This is a genomic window from Bosea sp. (in: a-proteobacteria), from assembly GCA_023910605.1.
Taxonomy (GTDB): Bacteria; Pseudomonadota; Alphaproteobacteria; order Rhizobiales; family Beijerinckiaceae; genus Allobosea.
The window spans coordinates 1,946,031-1,961,712 of record JAAVVV010000001.1 but is presented as its reverse complement, the minus strand read 5'-3'; the positions used below and the strand labels follow the sequence as shown (position 1 = coordinate 1,961,712).

The window sequence follows — 15,682 nt, the reverse complement described above, 5'->3', positions numbered from 1 at the left end:
GCCACCCCTCCCCCCGCCTTGTCCCGCATCGGAGCCCGGCGCACAAGCCCGGCGAAAGCCGCCCTGTACATGGGGCACGCGCATCGCGCTGCCAAAGAAGCGCATCTCTGCGCAATGCTGGTGCTCGCCACCGCGGCAATGGGCGCAGGTTCCGCACGGATGGCTGGGGTTGACCGCAACCGTGGCGCCGACCGTCAGGCACTGCGGGGAAACAAAGCCCGGATACTGCGGTTCATCCGGCAATCACGGGAGATTGACGTGTCAGAACAGACAACTGGCGTCGCCCCTCGGCTCAGGCTCCTCGTCGCGCCGGCCAGAAACAGAGGCCCCTCCGCAAGCGCCGGAGGGGCTTTGTCATGTGGTTCAGCCAACATGCAAAGGCGGATGGCCTGCGCCACCCGCCTGAATGTCTTGATCGCAACAACGAGGTCAGACGTTGTCGACGAACTTCTTGACGGCATCCTTGCCCTTGCCGACGGCCTGCTGGGCTTCGCCCTTGCGTTCCTGCGCGAAGCCCTCGGCTTCGAGCTTCGGCTTGTGGAGCGCCTTGCCGACCGCCTGCTTGACGTTGCCTGCGGCCTCGTTGGCCATGCCCTTGATCTTGTCGTTCGTGCTGCCCATGGCTGTCTCCTGTGGCTGTCACGCGGCGCAATTGCCGTTCCCCCTGACAACGTCGAGCGGCAGCTTTCGTTCCGGTCAGGCTCCTGCGCGCCGTGCCTCCCGACGAAGAAAGCCCCCGCCCTGAGGCGGAGGCTCCAGCCGAAAAACCGTCGCTGGCTGGTCAACGATAGCGGTCTTGCTCGGCGACGACCTCAGTGCGGTCATAGGGGCGCGCCGAAGGATCATAGCTGGTCCAACCTTCCTGCGCCCAGCCGGCGCGGCGGGTCTCTAGGTCGGACGGGTTGTGCCGATCCATGATCGCCTGCACGCGGCTTTCGTTCATTTCGGGCGTGCGCACCGAAATCAGGATCGAGCCGCGGCGCACCGCCTCGGCATAGGTGTGAGCGTCGCGCTCCTCGATGCCGCTGTCGGTCAGGGCGCCGATCAGCCCCCCGGTGGCGGCGCCTGCGACGGCGCCTGCCGCCGCCCCGGCTGCGGTGGAGGCCAGCCAGCCAGCCGCCACGAGTCGGCATCTTCGCGGCCCCTTCGCCATCCGGAACGACAAGCTGCCCGGCATCCGGCCCGCAGCGCCGGAGGCTGAGCGGATCGCAAGCGAGGAGGCGCAGCGCCAGCCGATCGGGCTTGCGCCAGGCGCAGTCACGACGGCCGTGGCCATGGACTGACGGCGCCGTTTCAAGCGCAAGCTCAACAGGACCCGGCGGAACCAATCCGGACACGCCACGTTGATCCGGCACGCGGCTGGCCGAAGAGCGGCTGGCCCTGCCGTTTCACCGACACGACCAATGGAGAGCGCCATGAGCGACCAATTCATCAAGAGCCGGCCCACTGCCGGCGCGAAGGCGGAACACATGAAGGACGACGCCATGGAGCGCACCAACGCCACGGTGGACCATGTCCAGCGCGAGGCGTCCCGCACCGCAGAGTCCATGGCCCGTTCAGCCTCGGAGATGGTGGATACCATGTCGACCAAGCTCAAGACCGTCGGGGTCGACACCGACGTGATGGTCAGCGCAGCAAAGGATCAAGCCTCGGAACTGCAGCGCATCCTCGCCGACGAGATGCGCGCCCATCCCATGCGCGCCCTCGGCATCGCCGCCGCAGTTGGGGTTTTCGTCGGCCTCATGACCACACGGTGAGGCCATGTGGAAGGAGCTGTCCCTGCTGGCTGCCACCGACATTATCGGGACGGTCAAACGCAACCTGAACGCGCTGGTCTATTTCGCCATCGCCGCAATCCTCGCGCTGATCGGAATTGTCTATGCTTTGCAGGCGCTCCATTACTGGCTCACCTTCCGCATCGGCGTGGTCGGGAGCAGCCTTGTCCTTGCAGCGGTCCTGCTCATGGTCGCCGGGATCCTGATGCTTGTGGGGCAGTCAGTGCGCGAACGCCGTCAGCCGCCGACCTCGAAGCTGACGGTCGGTGCGATGATGGCGGCGCCCTTCATGGCGCGGATGGTGGGTCGGCGCATCAGCCTCTCCACCATCGCGGTCGCGGGGGTCGTGGCGATCGGAGCGCTGCTGGGCCGGCAACTCGGCCGTGAATGAGCGTTCAGCCTCATGATGAATGACAAGCCCCGGCGCCATGGCGCCGGGGTTTTTCATGCCTTCGGCCCGCCATGCGACAAGCGCATTGGACCTGCGGTCGGTTCGTGCATGAGCACCTGCATCAGGGCGTCTCGGATGATGACGGGCACGGCTTCGCGCCCGATTTCGACATCGGCCAGGGCGGGAAGTCTCGGCTCGCGGCTCATCTCCAGACTCGTGTGGCTGGAGGAAGGGGGGGCGATCGTGGATCGGGCGGCGCCTCACGGGCGCGTCATCGTCGAGCCTGCGCCCCGGCTGGCGGACAGGCATGCTTTTGCGTCTTCCTGAAACAGCCCTGCCTTCCGTTGCTCGCGAGAGCCAAGGAAGGCAAGCCATGTTTCAGAAGAGGATCGCCGCCCTCAGCAGGGCACGCGGATCGGATTGCCGAAATCGTCATAGCTGCGGCAATAGCGCTCGCGATAGTAGCCCCGGCGGTACTGTGGGGCGGTCGCAGCTCCGATGATGGCGCCACCCGCGCCGCCGATCGCAGCCCCAGCCAGCGCGCCGCTCGAATTGCCGGTGGCCAGTCCGCCGATCAAGGCGCCGGAGCCGGCTCCGATCAGGCCGCCGCCCACGGCGCGCTCGCCCGGGCTGTTGCAGGCAGCGAGCGAACCCGCCAGAATCATGCAAGCCATCAGCTTCTTCATTTCATCCTCCCGTTGTGTCAGTCGCGCCGGTTGAAGGGCGCCAGGTTGCCGGTTTCAGTTGCGTTTGATGTCGGGGCGATATGGGGGAGCGGCTGACAGCATGTCCTTGGTCAGATCGACCACCAGCCGCGGGTTGCCGTTGGGTTCGCGCGTCAGATCCACAGCCGTGAAACTCACGGCTACGAGGCGCTCGCCCAGCCCCAGGAAGCCCCCGACCCCGATCACGGTCGCCGCAATCCGCCCGCTCTGGTCGATGATGAGATCATCAACCTCGCCGATGCGTTCGCCGGCCCGATTAAAGACGCCCTCCCCGATCATGTCGGAGGTGCGCCACGTCTTCTGCTCTGTCGCCGGCCTGTAGAACACGTCCTGGCGGGATGGCGCTGAGGGTGCAGCCTGCGCCATGGCAGACGCAGGAAGGCCGAGAACCAGAGCGGCGCCCAGCGCAAGCGACAAGGCGGCGTTGTTGTCGATGCGCGACATGCTTCGGTCCTCTTTCCCGTCAACAAGGCGGACGCAGATGCCCACCTCACCGTTTGTCCCACGCCGATCAGCATCATGGCTGACCCTCTGGCGCAGAACCCCGATGATCGACTCAACAACATCTCGCCAAAGCCTCTGTTCCGTCAGCGGAAGATCGAAAAAAGCCCAGCCGCGGCGGAACCTTGCGGATATCTCCCGGTTCGTTCGTACGCGCTGCAGCGCACAACGCTCGCCTCTCCCACGGCCTTCGGGTCGGGGATTGAGCCTCAGGCAGGTCCCGACATGCACATTCGCTATGGCTACACGATCGACATCTCCTGCGAGCGCCCGACGCCGCTTATCACGATGCTCGACATCCATCCCTCCCGGCGGCACGACATCACCGAGCCGGACGAAATGACCGTGGTGTCGCTGGCCGACGGCGCACGCATCGGGGATGTCAGCCTTTACGAGGACAAGTTCGGCAATCTGTGCCGCCGCTTCATCGCGCCAGCCGGAGGGATCAGGCTCGCGGCCGCGGGCATCGTGCATGATTCCGGGTTCCCCGATCCGGTCAGGCCGGAGGCCGAGGCCGCCCCGCCCGAAGCCTTGCCCGACGACACGCTCGTTTATCTGCTCGGCAGCCGTTATTGTGAGACGGACAGGCTCTCCAACCATGCCTGGGCCATGTTCGGGGGCATCTCTGGCGGGTGGAACAAGGTTCAGGCGATCTGCGACCATGTGCATGGCCACCTGCGCTTCGACTATGGCAGCGCGCGGCCGACCCGCAGCGCCGCAGAAGCTTATGAGGAGCGCGTCGGCGTATGCCGCGACTTTGCCCACCTCGCCCTCACCCTGTGCCGCTGCCTCAACATCCCGGCGCGCTATTGCACCGGCTATCTCGGGGACATCGGCGTGCCGCCTGACCCGGCGCCGGGGGACTTCAGCGGCTGGTTCGAGGCCTTCCTCGGCGGCGAGTGGTGGACCTTCGATGCCCGGCACAATGCTCCGCGCATCGGGCGCATCCTGATCGCGCGGGGCCGCGACGCTACCGATGTGCCTATCCTCAACTCGTTCGGCGCGCACAGCCTCGATCGCTTCGACATCGTGACGCGCGAAGTCCAGGGCCAGCGCTACCCTGCAACCTCGCTGCACCGGCGCGACCATTGGGTTCTGGCGGAAAGCCTGCGGGCCGGAGGCGAGGCAGCCTGATGGGCGCTCCCGTCTTGGAATCCGCGATGGTCAGGGCAGCGCTCGATGCCCGTCCGGACCTGGCTTGGATGGTGCGCACCAGCGAAAGACCCAGCCTGAGAACAGCATGAAAAGCTCCGCCTCTGCCTGCCTCTGCCCGCCGGTGATGCACAATGTCCGGGCCGGCCGGCATAACGCGGCGCTCCGTCTTCATGCTCTGGATGAACGCGACTCCATCCGGATTCTCGGACCGTCCGGATTCTCGGACCATCCGGATTCTCGGACCTTCCGGATTCCTGGGCCTTCCGGATTCCTGGGCCTGAAGGCAGGCCTGCGCCTGAGCGGGCATTGCAGGCAAGGGACGCCTCTGGGGCCGCTGGGATCGCCTGCGACAGGGCGATTGCGTCATCGAACAGTCCAGGACGCCAGCCCCAGCGCCTCGCAAAAAGGCTGCGGCGAACGGAAACAATCGGAAGAGCCAGCGAAAAACGAGATCGATTGTGGCGCCAGTGCGGGGAAGGCGAGGACAAAACGCGCCGGTGCGGATTTGTGTCGGAACCGAAGCGACAGGGGCCGGGTTGTGAGGGCAGCACATCAGCAGGAGACAACTCCGATGAATGCCCATCTCGAGATTTCAGCGCCCCTCACGCGGCTCATCGCCTTCAGCGCCTGCGCCGCCTTGGCCGTGATGGCGCCTGTCGCGGCCGAACGCATGGCGCGCACCGCCCCGGTGAAGGCGCAGAACATCGACCCGACTGGCCTCGGTTCCATTCGCGGCTCAAGCGGCACGGACCTGCCGGCCAGTTTCGACAGCCGCAGCATCGCGGGCGCCTTCGATATCCAGACCGCGCATGGCGTCCAGATGGCCGGGGTCACCCTTGCCCAGCCCGCCCGGTTGGCCGCGTCCGCGCTGCACGCGGCCATGCGCTGAGGGCTGAGGCGCGGAACCCTTCGCGGCAGCCCGCATTGCCTGACCATAGCGCGGGTCTGCCCCCCGGCGTGGAACCTCGTTCTCGACTTCACCGCCCCAATGGCGGTTTTTTTGTTGGATGGGGCGGGCGCTGCGGAGACAAGGATCCATGGACATTCAGGTCAGGCACATCACGCGCTACACCTATGCGCCGCCAGTGAGGCTCGGCCCGCACCGTCTGATGCTTCGCCCGCGCGACAGCCTTGACCTGCGCATCCTGCGCACAGGGCTCGTCATAAGCCCAACCGCCACGCTCAGCTGGCTCCATGACGTCTGCGGCAATTCCATCGCCATCGCGAGCTTCGGGGGCGAGACCGATGAGCTGTCGATCCAGAGCGAACTGGTGCTGCGCCGCCATCACTCCACCGCGCCGCAACCAACCGACAGGCCCTGGCGCAGCGTCGGGCTCAGCCCGTCATCATCGGGAAGGTCGCAGCGATCGCGAGGCCGAAGGCCAGCGTCTTGACCGCAGCGCCCGGAAACGGATGCCGCGTCCGCTGACGGATCCACCAGGCGATCAGCCCGAAAACGATCATGAACGGCACGATCACCGGCACGATGATGGCCAGGAAGAACAGCCGGCCCGGATCAAGCAGCACAGCCCCCAGCAGCGAGAGCAGGAACGCCACGGCGATGGCGGCCGACCCGCCCCTGGCGGCGCCTGATCCTCCCGAAGCCCATTCCGTAGCGAAGAAGAAACTGGCGGCGCCGCCCACAAGGCACAGGGCCAGCACGAGCCGCGCCTCGATCGGCCTGATGGCGGTGACATAGGCATCGATGGCGATGAACAGCGGCAGCACGGCCACAAGGCAAGCGCCAAGCGCCGCCAGGCCAAGGCGCAGGCGGTCGGCGGCAGGCTTCCCATCAGGCGGCGCGACGGCGCGGCGGCGCTGCACCACAAGCATGAGCCAGGTGAGCGCGCCATAAAGCGCGAAATGGAAGGCAAGATAATCCGCGACGAGGATTGGCAGCACCCTGGTTGGCGAAACGCGCAGCACCAGCGGCGTGAGCAATGCGGGCAGCACAAGCACGGGCCAGAAGCTGCGCCACGGCAGCGCAGCCCCTGCCTCACGCGCAGACACAAGCGGCAGCAGGCGCGACAGCGGCCTCACCGCGATGATGAGGCCAGCCAGCAGCATGATGATCCACAGCCCTCCCCTGTCCGGACGCTGGGCAGGCATCGTGACGCCGAAGCTGGCGCGCAGCCAGTCCCGCGCCTCGGAGAGGCTCGCAGCGCTGTAGAGCACGCCGACATGCTCGACATGGGGCGCTATGGCGAAGCGGCGAGCGCTGCCATCGCCATGATCGCCATAGGTGACGCCCTGCTCGGGCACGGCGGGCGTTGAGCGCAACGCCACGATGCGGCGAGCTTCCGCCGCAAGCCTGCTTTCCCACGCGCCCGCAACCAGGAGCAGGTTGCGCGGCTCGGTCTCGGTGATCTCGCGCGAGAAGGCGGAGATGGCGACGGTCGCGACGACATCTTGCTCCGCGCGCGCCACCCGCACCAGAATGTCCGACGCCATGGAATGCCCCAGCAGGGCGACGCGGCCATCGCCGATGGTGCGCGCCAGCGCCAGCACTCCGCGTGTCTGGCCGACCAGCGACTGCGTCGCTCCGGAAATCCGCGTCACGCTGCCGCCCAGAGGCAGGGGATGACGGCCGTGGCCGAGGAAATCGAAAGACACCGCCGTCATGCCGTTGCGGGCGAGCGTGTAGGCGAAAGCCTGCATGAGCTGCCGGGAGCCGGCGAAGCCATGGGCGATCAGCACGACAGGTTGAGGCCCCTGCCCGGTGCGCGTGATCGTCACCGGAGTCGTGTCCAGCCATCGCTCCGCGACGACGACATCGCCGCGATCCTGCCGAAAGCCGATGAGGGACGCAGCGACAAGCGCGAAGGCCACCAGCAGCCATAACGCCATCGGCCCTGGAAACGCCTGCGCTCCCGCCGTTCCGCCTGGCGGCGTCTTGTCAGCAGGTTGAGGCAAACTTTTTGCTCCGTTCATGAGGCTGGTCCTCCGCGCCCGCTGCCGGTCCGGGTCCGTCGCGGGTCCTCATGGCCGATGCCTCGACATGATGAGACGAAACACCAACGCGGCATGGTTCACCAGCCCCGTTGAAGGGTTTGACCGACTGATCTGGAGGAAAGGGAAACACCACGCAGCAGAAGGCCGAATGGCGCTTCAACTGGCACCCGGCCAGCAACCGGTTGAACACGTTGAAAAGCCGGCCCAAACCATGAATCTCAAATCCTGTCTATGCCAGCACTCACCAGAATTGCGTCAGAGCCAGGATTGGACACGATCGATCGCGACGACATGATGGCTCCTGGCTGGGTTTCTGTGCGGCGGCCCTCAGGCTGGCCGAAAAAAGACCCCGCCCGGATTTCTCGATCCGAGCGGGGCCTGTTGCGTCATCTTGATGTCAACGCTTTGGTGGGGTCGACGGCCATGACTTGATCAGCGTGTCATAGTCGACAGTCACGCCCTGCGGCTTTTCGTTCGCCAGCTTGCGCTGGGGAGCGAAATTGCCGGAGGCTTCGGCCTTTTTGAACCACTCCTCGGCGGATGTGCGGGGGTTCACCTTCGGCCCGCACGCGCCTTGTGCGCCCGAGCGCTCAAGGCGGATCAGGACATCGTCCTGGGCTGCCGCAAGCGCGTCCATTGCCGCCTGAGGCGTCTTTGCGCCCGATGATGCGTCACCGATGTTCTGCCACCAGAGCTGTGCGAGCCTCGGGTAGTCCGGCACGTTGTTGCCGGTTGGGGTCCATTGCACGCGGGCTGGTGAGCGATAGAACTCGATCAGGCCACCGAGCTTGGGGGCGCGCTCGGTGAAGCTCTTGTCCCAGATATCGCTTTCGCGCGTGAAGGTGAGGCCGACATGGCTCTTCTTGAGCGAGACCGACTTGGAGTTGACGAACTGGGCGTAGAGCCAGGCCGCCTTGCGACGATCCACCGGCGTCGACTTCAGCAGGGTCCAGGAACCGGCGTCCTGGTAACCGAGCTTCATGCCTTCCTTCCAGTAGGCGCCCTTCGGCGAGGGAGCCATGCGCCACTTCGGCGAACCGTCGGCATTCACGACTGGCAGCCCAGGCTTCACCATGTCGGCGGTGAAAGCGGTATACCAGAAGATCTGCTGTGCGATCGCGCCCTGCGCGGGAAGCGGGCCCGCCTCGCCGAACGTCATGCCCTGCGCCTGGGGCGGTGCGTACTTCTGAAGCCACTCCAGATACTTGGTGATCGAGTAGACCGCCGCCGGGCCATTGGTGTCACCGCCGCGCTCGATGGAGGAGCCGACCGACTGGCAGCCTTCCATGCGGATGCCCCATTCATCGACAGGCAGGCCGTTCGGAATGCCCTTGTCGCCGTTGCCTGCCATGGAGAGCCAGGCGTCGGTGAAGCGCCAGCCAAGCGACGGGTCCTTCTTGCCGTAGTCCATGTGGCCATAGACCCGCACGCCGTCGATCTCCTTGACGTCGTTGGAGAAGAACTCGGCGATATCCTCATAAGCGGACCAGTTCACCGGCACGCCAAGGTCGTAACCGTATTTTGCCCGGAACCGCTGCTTCAGGTCGGCGCGCTGGAACCAGTCATACCGGAACCAGTAGAGGTTCGCGAACTGCTGGTCCGGCAGTTGGTAGAGCTTGCCGTCGTAGCCCGTGGTGAAGGATTTGCCGATGAAATCATCCACATCGAGCGTCGGCAGCGTCACATCCTTGCCCTCTCCGACCATCCAGTCCGACAGGGGAACCGCCTGCTGATAGCGCACATGCGTGCCGATCAGATCAGAATCGTTGATCCAGGCGTCATAGACATTGCGTCCCGACTGCATCTGGGTCTGGATCTTCTCGACCACATCGCCTTCCTGGATGGTGTCGTGCTTGATCTTGATGCCAGTGATCTCGGTGAAGGCACGGGCCAGCGTCTTCGACTCATACTCATGCGTGGTGATTGTCTCGGAGACGACATTGATCTCCATGCCGACGAATGGCTTCGCCGCATTGATGAACCACTCCATCTCCTTCATCTGCGCTTCTTTGGACAGCGTCGAAGGCTGGAATTCGCCGTCAACCCACCTTTGCGCCGCAGCCATGTCGGCCATGGCGCCTGTCGTCATGGCAACAAGCGCGAGCGCCGTCGTTCCCATCAGCATTCTTGATCTCATATTCAACTTATCCTCCCTAGGTTGCGCCTTGCAGGATTGAACCGGATGGCCTGACGCCGAGCCATCCGGTGACGTTCCCACCCATCATACCCAGCGGAACACCGCTGCGGCGTAGACGAGAGAGATGATCGAGGCCCACCACAGCTCGGCATTGGTCAGACCGATCCAGCCGAGATGAATGAAGGCGGCGCCCAAAAGAGAAATGAACAGCCTGTCGCCGCGCGTCGTGGCGATACGCAGGACGCCGACCCGCTCCGTTTCTGGCCGGTAGACGGCCAGAAGCGTCATGATGACGAGCGTACAGACGATCCCCGTGAAGAACAGGCCGGTCTGCCAGGTCCAGGCCATCCACTGGAGACCTGCGGCGACGCCATCCAGGCGACCCGTGCGCCAGGCCCAGCCGAGCGTGACAACAAGAGCCATTCCAAGCCCCAACGATGCTCTGGCAAGCGTCATGACCGTCTCACACTCTCCCCAGGGCAAAGCCCTTGGCGATGTAATTGCGCACGAACCATATCACGAGCGCGCCTGGCACAAGCGTGAGGATGCCGGCCGCCGCCAACAGACCCCAATCCATCCCTGCGGCGGAAACAGTGCGTGTCATGATGGCGGAAATCGGCATGTTGTTCGTGAGCGTGCGGGCGAGCAGAAGCTCGACCCACGAGAACATGAAGCAGAAGAACGCCGCCACCCCCACGCCATTGCCGATCAGGGGCAGGAAGATCTTCACGAAGAAATGCGGGAAGGAATAGCCATCGAGTTGCGCGGTCTCATCGATCTCGCGCGGAACGCCGGACATGAAACCTTCCAGGATCCAGACCGCCAGGGGAATGTTGAAAATGCAATGGGCGAGCGCAACCGCCCAATGCGTGTTGAACAACCCGATGGCGGAATAGAGGTTGAAGAACGGCAGCGCGAAGACTGCTGGCGGGGCCATGCGGTTTGTCAGAAGCCAGAAGAACAGGTGCTTGTCGCCGAGGAACCGGTAGCGCGAGAGCGCGTAGGCTGCCGGCAACGCCAGCGCGATCGAAATGACCGTGTTGATCGCCACATAGATCAGGCTGTTGATGTAGCCCCAGTACCAGGACGGATCGGAGAAGATCTTGCGGTAGTTGGCGAGCGTCGGGTTCTGCGGCCAGATCGTCAGGCCGGAGATGATCTCGTTGTTGGTCTTGATGCTCATGACGAAGAGCCAATAGAGCGGCAGCATCAGGAACAGGATGTAGAGCCCGAGCATCAGGCGGCGGCCCCAACCCGAGCCCCCGGCTTCCAGCATGCGTTGGGAGGGGCTGCTCATGATCGGGGCTCCCGCTCTTCGGCGTCGGCCTGTATCATGATGGTGTAGAACACCCAGCAGACCGCGAGGATGATGAGATTGTAGACGATCGACATCGCTGCCGCCTTGCCGAGATCGAACTGGCCGAGCGCGATCTTGACGAGGTCGATGGAGAGCATCGTCGTCGAATTGCCTGGCCCGCCTCCGGTGACCACGAAGGGTTCGGTGTAGATCATGAAGCTGTCCATGAAGCGAAGCAGCACAGCGATGAGCAGCACGCGCCGCATCTTGGGCAGTTCGATGTTGCGGAATACCGACCAGCGCGAGGCTCCGTCGATCCGCGCCGCCTGGTAGTAGGCATCAGGAATGGACTGAAGGCCGGCGTAGCACAGCAGCGCCACAAGGCTCGTCCAGTGCCAGACATCCATGGCGACGATGGTCGCCCATGCCGAGAACGGGTCGTTCGTGTAGTTGTATCTGATGCCAACCGCGTTCAGCACGTAGCCGAGCAGCCCAATGTCCGAGCGCGCGAAAACCTGCCAGGTGGTGCCCACGACATTCCACGGCACGAGCAAGGGCAATGCGAGGACCACAAGCGTCGGGGCGACGGCCCATCCTTTCTTCGGCATCGAGAGTGCGACCGCGATCCCGAGCGGAATCTCGATGGAGAGTATGATCGCGGAAAACAGCGCGTTCCGCCAGAGTGCGTCGAAGAACCGTTCGCCGAGCTGCGACTTCGGATCGAGCAGCTCCTTGAACCAGCCGATGCCGTTCCAGAAGAACTGGTTGTTGCCGAAACTGTCCTGCATCGAATAATTGACCACCGTCATCAGCGGCAGGACGGCGTTGAACGCCACCAGCAGAAAGACCGGCAGAACGAAGAACCAGGCCCGGTTGTTGAGCGGCTTGTTCATGCTTGCCTAACCCGCCGGCTGTTGGCGTAGACGTGAATGTGATCTGGATCGGCAGAGAGCCGCACATGGCCTGACGGAACCGCCGCGTCTTCCGGCAGGATGGCCGCAAGCCGATGCTGGCCAGCCTCGCAGCGCAGGATTTTCTGGCGCCCGATATCCTCGACACGGAGAATGCGGACCGCGATACCCCCCGAGGCAACAGGCTTGAGGAACTCGGGGCGGATGCCAATCTCGACGTTGGCGCCAGCCGGAATACTCAGGCTGCGGCCAAGGAATAGCGCCTCGCCGTTGACGTGGGCGCTCGTACCCTCGATGTGGGCGGGAAGGACGTTCATGCCAGGAGAGCCGATGAAGTATCCGACGAAGGTGTGGTCAGGCGTCTCGAACAGCTCCTGCGGCTTGCCGACCTGCACCACCTCGCCGTCGAACATCACCACCACCTTGTCGGCGAAGGTCAGCGCCTCGGTCTGGTCATGCGTGACATAGATCATCGTGGTGTCGAGTTTCTTGTGGATTTCCTTGAGCTTCGAGCGCAACTCCCATTTCAGATGCGGATCGATGACCGTCAGCGGCTCGTCGAAGAGGATGGCGGCAACGTCTGGCCGCACCAGCCCTCGCCCAAGCGATATCTTCTGCTTCGAGTCAGCCGTCAGCCCCCGCGCCTTGCGTCCAAGATCGGCCGTCAGGTCGAGGAGCTTCGCAATCTCGTTGACGCGGGTTTCGACCGCCTCGCCCCGCATGCCCCTGTTTCGCAACGGGAAGGCCAGGTTCTCGCGCACGGTCATCGTGTCGTAGATCACGGGAAACTGGAACACCTGCGCGATGTTGCGCGCCTCGGTCGGCTTGAACGTCACGTCCTGATCATTGAACAGGACGCGCCCCTTCGTCGGGGCGACCAGCCCCGAGATGATGTTCAGAAGCGAGGTCTTGCCACAACCGGAGGGACCCAGCAGGGCGTAGGCGCCCCCATCCTCCCAGACATGGGTTGCCTCGCGGACGGCGTAGTCGGACGCCTCCCGCGGATCGGGCCTGTACGAATGCGCCAGCGACGAGAGGGTGATACGCGCCATCGGCTCAGGCTCCCGCCATGTCGTCGGGTGAGGCCGCCAGTCGCCCGGCCCGATCGAAGACAAAGAGGCGTCTCGTGTCGACAAAGGTCTCGATGGTTGCGCCAGGTTCATAGAGCCGGACACCATGCGCCAGCGCGACGAAGTGATGGGGCGCCGCATCGATGTGGATGAAGCTCTCCGAGCCCGTGATTTCGGAGACGGTGACGCGGCCTGAGAGCTTGATGGCGTCGGCGTCTGAATCTGCGAGTTGCAGATGGTGGGCCCGGAAACCCAGAGTGCATGGTCCGTCTTCGAGGCTGGCGAGCTTGCCCCTGGCGGGAATGTGCCCGCCAGAAAATCTCAGCATGCCGCCAGATTTCTCGGCAGCGATACGGTTGAGTGGCGGGTCCGAGAACACTGCGGCTGAATTCAGGTCGGCGGGATTGCGGTAAACTTCGGATGTTGGTCCGAATTGCGCGACCCGGCCCTGGTGCAGCACGGCCGTGTTACCGCCAAGAAGCAGCGCTTCGGAGGGTTCGGTTGTGGCATAGACGAAGATCGCCCCGGTGGAGGCGAAGATGCGCGGCAACTCCTCGCGAAGTTCCTCCCTCAGTTTGTAGTCGAGGTTGGCGAGGGGCTCGTCCATCAGCACAAGCTCGGCTCTCTTGACCAATGCCCGCGCGATGGCCGTGCGCTGCTGCTGTCCGCCCGAGAGTTGCAGCGGCGTGCGCGTCAGCATGGGTTCCAGCTTGAGAAGCCGGGCCGCGACCCCGACGCGTTCCCTGATCTCGCTGGCGGGCAGACCCATGACACGGAGCGGCGAGGCGATGTTCTCGAAGACGCTCATGGTCGGGTAGTTGATGAACTGCTGGTAGACCATGGCGACCGAGCGGCCACGCACGGGCGCGCTGGTGACATCGACACCGTTGAAAGCAATCGATCCGGAGGTGGGGCGGTCGAGCCCGGCCATCAGCCGCATGAGCGATGTCTTGCCAGACAATGTCGGTCCAAGCAGAACGTTCAGAGAGCCTTTCTCCAGCCGCAGGGACACATCGACGATGTGATCCGAAGGACCGACCCGCTTGCTCACCTGATCAAGAACGAGGCTCATGCGGCACCCGCCATCGCCTGGGCATCGCTGCCGCCGGCCTTGGCCATGAAACTCGCCAGCGCGGCCTTGGCATCTGAACCCGTCCGCAAGCCAAGCTTGCTGCGCCGCCACAGAACGTCATCGGCGGTCGCTGCCCACTCCTCGCGCATGAGGTAGCGAACCTCTGCCTCGGTCAGGTCTGTCCCAAAAGACTGACCGAGATCGGACAGGCTCCGGGCCTCGCCGAGGAGCACTGCGGCGCGTGTGCCATAGGCGCGCAACAGCCGCTTCGCATGGTGCGGATCGAGGAAAGGATGGGACAAGGCGAGCGCATCCGAGAGCGCCGCGAGGCCGGTGACCGGAAAATCCCCGCCCGGCAATTTTTCATGGCCTGTCCAGCCAGCCGCCTTGCCCGTCAGTGCGGGCGTGACATGCGGCGCGAGCTTCTCAAGGACAGCTTCCGCGAGCCGGCGGTAGGTCGTGATCTTTCCGCCAAATACAGACAACAGCGGCGCATATCCCGGCTTGGCGTCCAGGGTCAGGACGTAATCGCGTGTTGCCTCCTGAGCCTTCGATGCGCCGTCGTCGTAGAGCGGACGAACACCGGAATAGGTCCAGACAACGTCGGACTCACGGACGGGTCTGGCGAAATACTCGCTTGCCGCGGCACAGAGATAGCTGATCTCCTCCGGCGAAGCCTTAACGTCAGCGGGATCGCCGGCGTAGTCCTGATCCGTGGTGCCGATCAGGGTAAAGTCCTGCTCGTAGGGGATTGCGAAAATGATCCGCCCGTCGGTGTTCTGGAAGATGTAGCTGCGGTCGTGGTCGAAAATGCGCTTCACGACGATGTGCGACCCCTGCACCAGCCGCACGCGGGATTCGCCGTTGGTGCGAATACGGTTCGCCAGCACGTCGGCGACCCACGGACCTGCCGCGTTGACGATGGCCCGCGCCGAAATGGCCCGCGTATGGTCGCCCTGGGTGCCGACCTGAAGCTCCCAGTGATCAGCGTGGCGCACACAGCTCTTGAATTGGGTATTGGTCACGACAGTGGCGCCCCGCGCCCGGGCGTCCATGGCGTTGAGGACGACGAGCCGTGAATCGTCGACCCAGCAATCCGAATACTCGAAAGCCTTGCCGTAACCGGGTTTGAGTGGCTGACCTGCCGGATCGCTCCGCAGGTCGAGCGTCTTCGTGCCGGGCAGACGCTTCCGGCCACCGAGATTGTCATAAAGGAACAGGCCCAGCCGGAGCAGCCAGGCCGGACGCAGCCCTGCATGATGGGGGAGCACGAAGCGGAGCGGCCGAATGATGTGGGGCGCCAGATTCCACAGGATCTCGCGCTCGATCAGCGCTTCACGCACCAGCCGGAACTCGTAATGCTCAAGATAGCGCAATCCGCCATGGATCAGCTTGGTCGACCACGAGGACGTGCCGCTGGCCAGGTCGTTCTGCTCGCAGAGGTAAACCTTGAGGCCGCGACCGGCCGCATCGCGTGCGATGCCGCAGCCGTTGATGCCGCCACCAATGATGGCAAGGTCATAGACCTCCCCCATCGCGCTTCCCCTTGATTTTCGTTTTTTGTCCGTCGTCAAATCAGCTTGGGACATTTCAGGCGGTTTTTGAAGTGTGAACTTGCCTCGGCAGGACATCTCCCTTGGCACCTTGACTATTCTGCCTTTCTTCCTTCCTGGCCAAGCCCCCTTGAATCGCCCCG

The 15,682-nt window shown here is 64.3% G+C and carries 18 protein-coding genes and 1 pseudogene; 5 read left to right on the top strand and 14 right to left on the bottom strand.

Annotated elements, in window-relative coordinates:
• Positions 1–51: 51 nt before the first annotated feature.
• From HEQ16_09520 to HEQ16_09510, 3 genes and pseudogenes are all read right to left on the bottom strand, one after another.
• Positions 52–243, bottom strand: a pseudogene (locus HEQ16_09520) (alcohol dehydrogenase catalytic domain-containing protein).
• Positions 244–429: 186 nt separating this feature from the next.
• Complete coding sequence (locus HEQ16_09515) at positions 430–621, bottom strand: CsbD family protein (GenBank protein ID MCO4054270.1); 192 nt, start codon at positions 619–621, stop codon at positions 430–432.
• A 160-nt stretch (positions 622–781) separates the two neighbouring features.
• Positions 782–1,276, bottom strand: a complete 495-nt coding sequence (locus tag HEQ16_09510) for a hypothetical protein (GenBank protein MCO4054269.1) — start codon at positions 1,274–1,276, stop codon at positions 782–784.
• A 139-nt stretch (positions 1,277–1,415) separates the two neighbouring features.
• Here HEQ16_09510 and HEQ16_09505 point away from each other — a divergent pair, with 139 nt between their 5' ends.
• Both HEQ16_09505 and HEQ16_09500 read left to right on the top strand, forming a co-directional pair.
• Positions 1,416–1,757 (top strand): hypothetical protein, encoded by a 342-nt coding sequence (locus HEQ16_09505; protein MCO4054268.1) that lies wholly within the window; start codon positions 1,416–1,418, stop codon positions 1,755–1,757.
• A gap of 4 nt (positions 1,758–1,761) precedes the next feature.
• Entirely contained in the window at positions 1,762–2,166 is a 405-nt protein-coding gene (locus HEQ16_09500; GenBank protein MCO4054267.1) for a phage holin family protein, read from the top strand.
• A gap of 53 nt (positions 2,167–2,219) precedes the next feature.
• Here HEQ16_09500 and HEQ16_09495 read toward each other — a convergent pair whose 3' ends face one another.
• From HEQ16_09495 to HEQ16_09485, 3 genes are all read right to left on the bottom strand, one after another.
• Positions 2,220–2,372, bottom strand: coding sequence for a hypothetical protein (locus tag HEQ16_09495; protein MCO4054266.1), 153 nt, complete (start codon positions 2,370–2,372; stop codon positions 2,220–2,222).
• 192 nt (positions 2,373–2,564) lie between these two features.
• Positions 2,565–2,852 (bottom strand): hypothetical protein, encoded by a 288-nt coding sequence (locus HEQ16_09490; protein MCO4054265.1) that lies wholly within the window; start codon positions 2,850–2,852, stop codon positions 2,565–2,567.
• A gap of 54 nt (positions 2,853–2,906) precedes the next feature.
• The gene (locus HEQ16_09485) at positions 2,907–3,335 is read right to left on the bottom strand and encodes a PRC-barrel domain containing protein (GenBank protein ID MCO4054264.1); all 429 of its coding nucleotides are present in this window, start codon (positions 3,333–3,335) and stop codon (positions 2,907–2,909) included.
• A gap of 282 nt (positions 3,336–3,617) precedes the next feature.
• Between HEQ16_09485 and HEQ16_09480 the strand changes: the two genes are divergently transcribed.
• The 3 genes from HEQ16_09480 (at position 3,618) to HEQ16_09470 (ending at position 5,941) form a co-directional block, all read left to right on the top strand.
• Complete coding sequence (locus HEQ16_09480; GenBank protein ID MCO4054263.1) at positions 3,618–4,526, top strand: transglutaminase family protein; 909 nt, start codon at positions 3,618–3,620, stop codon at positions 4,524–4,526.
• A 592-nt stretch (positions 4,527–5,118) separates the two neighbouring features.
• Positions 5,119–5,436 carry a hypothetical protein gene (locus tag HEQ16_09475; GenBank protein MCO4054262.1) on the top strand — a complete coding sequence of 106 codons (318 nt, stop codon included), beginning with the start codon at positions 5,119–5,121 and terminating at the stop codon, positions 5,434–5,436.
• 148 nt (positions 5,437–5,584) lie between these two features.
• Complete coding sequence (locus HEQ16_09470; protein ID MCO4054261.1) at positions 5,585–5,941, top strand: hypothetical protein; 357 nt, start codon at positions 5,585–5,587, stop codon at positions 5,939–5,941.
• Here HEQ16_09470 and HEQ16_09465 read toward each other — a convergent pair.
• The 8 genes from HEQ16_09465 to glpD form a co-directional block, all read right to left on the bottom strand.
• Positions 5,883–7,460, bottom strand: coding sequence for an alpha/beta hydrolase (locus tag HEQ16_09465; protein MCO4054260.1), 1,578 nt, complete (start codon positions 7,458–7,460; stop codon positions 5,883–5,885). The genes HEQ16_09470 and HEQ16_09465 overlap by 59 nt on opposite strands.
• Positions 7,461–7,896: 436 nt before the next feature.
• Positions 7,897–9,636: a carbohydrate ABC transporter substrate-binding protein gene (locus HEQ16_09460; GenBank protein MCO4054259.1), complete on the bottom strand. Its 1,740-nt coding sequence runs from the start codon at positions 9,634–9,636 to the stop codon at positions 7,897–7,899.
• Between the two features lie 84 nt (positions 9,637–9,720).
• Complete coding sequence (locus tag HEQ16_09455; GenBank protein MCO4054258.1) at positions 9,721–10,059, bottom strand: DUF2160 domain-containing protein; 339 nt, start codon at positions 10,057–10,059, stop codon at positions 9,721–9,723.
• Positions 10,060–10,099: 40 nt separating this feature from the next.
• Complete coding sequence (locus HEQ16_09450; protein MCO4054257.1) at positions 10,100–10,912, bottom strand: carbohydrate ABC transporter permease; 813 nt, start codon at positions 10,910–10,912, stop codon at positions 10,100–10,102.
• A gap of 17 nt (positions 10,913–10,929) precedes the next feature.
• Positions 10,930–11,826, bottom strand: a complete 897-nt coding sequence (locus tag HEQ16_09445) for a sugar ABC transporter permease (GenBank protein ID MCO4054256.1) — start codon at positions 11,824–11,826, stop codon at positions 10,930–10,932.
• Positions 11,823–12,896: an ABC transporter ATP-binding protein gene (locus tag HEQ16_09440; GenBank protein ID MCO4054255.1), complete on the bottom strand. Its 1,074-nt coding sequence runs from the start codon at positions 12,894–12,896 to the stop codon at positions 11,823–11,825. The genes HEQ16_09445 and HEQ16_09440 overlap by 4 nt, the downstream gene beginning before the upstream one ends.
• Before the next feature lie 4 nt (positions 12,897–12,900).
• Entirely contained in the window at positions 12,901–13,986 is a 1,086-nt protein-coding gene (locus HEQ16_09435) for an ABC transporter ATP-binding protein (protein MCO4054254.1), read from the bottom strand.
• The gene (gene glpD / locus HEQ16_09430; protein MCO4054253.1) at positions 13,983–15,521 is read right to left on the bottom strand and encodes a glycerol-3-phosphate dehydrogenase; all 1,539 of its coding nucleotides are present in this window, start codon (positions 15,519–15,521) and stop codon (positions 13,983–13,985) included. Before glpD ends, HEQ16_09435 begins: the two co-directional genes overlap by 4 nt.
• Positions 15,522–15,682: the final 161 nt, after the last annotated feature.